Raw genomic sequence first — 1,581 nt, forward strand, 5'->3', positions numbered from 1 at the left:
CGGAACTTGTCAAGGTGAATGAGTCCAACGGGTGTTACGCGGCGGCCTGATCCGGGCGGGAGACGACCGCGTCGCCGTGTGCGGGCGGCTTGTTGATCCAGGCGTCCGCCGGGAGGTCCAGGATCTTCGGGTTCTGGTTCGTGGCCCCGAACCGTTCCGGATGATCGAGACGGGCCTGGGCGAGCACGGTGGATCGTTCGGTCGCCTTCTGCGGCGCCAACCCGAAGTGGACATCGGCGGGGGTGTGCAGCCCGATCCCGGTGTGACGGTGCTCGTGGTTGTACCAATTGACGAAGGTGGCCATGAAGTCTCGTGCGTGATGGACCGACCCGAACCGTTCCGGGAACCCGGGCCCGTATTTGAGTGTCTTGAACAGCGACTCCGAGTACGGGTTGTCATTGGAGACCCGCGGCCGCGAATGCGACCGGGTCACCTCCAGGTCGGCGAGTAGCGTCGCGACGGGCTTGCTGGTCATCGACGTTCCGCGGTCGGCATGCACCACATTCGGAATGCCATGTACTGCAAAGATTTCCGTCATGAACTCGACGGCGAGGAGCCCGGACTCGTGGGTCTGCACGTGCACCCCGACGATGTACCGGGAGTAGATGTCGATCATCACGTAGGCGTCGAAGTAGGTGCCCTTGACGGGACCGGCGAGCTTGGTGATGTCCCAGGAGTAGACCTGCCGCGGCGCCGTCGCGACCAACTCCGGGCAGGTCCGCGCGGGGTGACGGGCCAGTCGGCGCCGCTCCGCGACCTGAGTGTTCTCCCGCAGGATCCGGTACATCGTGGACACAGAGCACAGGTAGGTGCCCTCGTCGAGGAGTTCGGCGTAGATCTCGAGCGGGGCCTGGTCGACGAACCGGTCGCAGTTGAGCATCGTGAGCACGCTGTGGCGTTCGGCGGCGGTGAGCTTGTTGACCGGCGCCTTCTTCGGGGTCTGCCCGTATGGCCACGGCGCGGACGAATGCGTCTTGCTCCTTGCCGCGGTTGATCGCACCACCGAGGTCAAAGTCGTTGCTGCCCTTGTGGTGATTCCGGCTTTGGTGAGGTCGTGGTGGGTGCGCTTCAGCGCTTCTTCCGCGGCTCGTCGGTGTCCGCGCTCTCGGAGATCTGCTCCAAGAGCGCGTGTGCTTTTCCCATGATCGACAGGGCTGCCTCGGTGGTGGTCAACCGCTTGTTCGCCCGCGCGAGCTCACGGGTGAGGCGGGCGATCTCGATCTGTTCGGCGGTGAGTTTGCCGATCTTCGCGCCGGGTGGTCGGCCTTCGAGGACGCCGGCGTCGCGCTGTTTGCGCCATTCGGCGATCAGGGAGGAGTAGAGACCTTCGCTGCGCAGGTAGGCCCCGCCCGCATTCTCCTGGCAGGCCTGCTCGTAGGCGGCGAGGTGTGCGAGCTTGTCGGCGGGGGTGAAGGCCCGGCGCTTGCGGGGGCCGTCTGCTCGGGGGTGGTACGGGTCCATTCGGTTATTGTCCTGGACCGGGGCGGTGGTGGAAATCGTCATGGTGGGGTTGATCCGTATCTCGCCCTGCTGGCGGGGTTGCTGTGAACCTCTGGACTCAACTCACCCTGACACGCAGGG

At 65.3% G+C, this 1,581-nt stretch carries 1 protein-coding gene; it reads right to left on the reverse strand.

The window, feature by feature from the left end; all coding sequences use genetic code 11:
- Window positions 1-34: 34 nt before the first annotated feature.
- A protein-coding gene (locus E0497_RS20300) for an IS3 family transposase (protein ID WP_421958368.1) occupies window positions 35-1,461 on the reverse strand; the annotation gives its coding sequence in 2 pieces (ribosomal slippage) (window positions 35-1,101 and window positions 1,101-1,461; 1,428 coding nt in all).
- Between the last annotated feature and the right edge of the window lie 120 nt (window positions 1,462-1,581).

Source organism: Prescottella subtropica, assembly GCF_005434945.1.
In the GTDB taxonomy this organism is placed as follows: Bacteria; Actinomycetota; Actinomycetes; order Mycobacteriales; family Mycobacteriaceae; genus Prescottella; species Prescottella subtropica.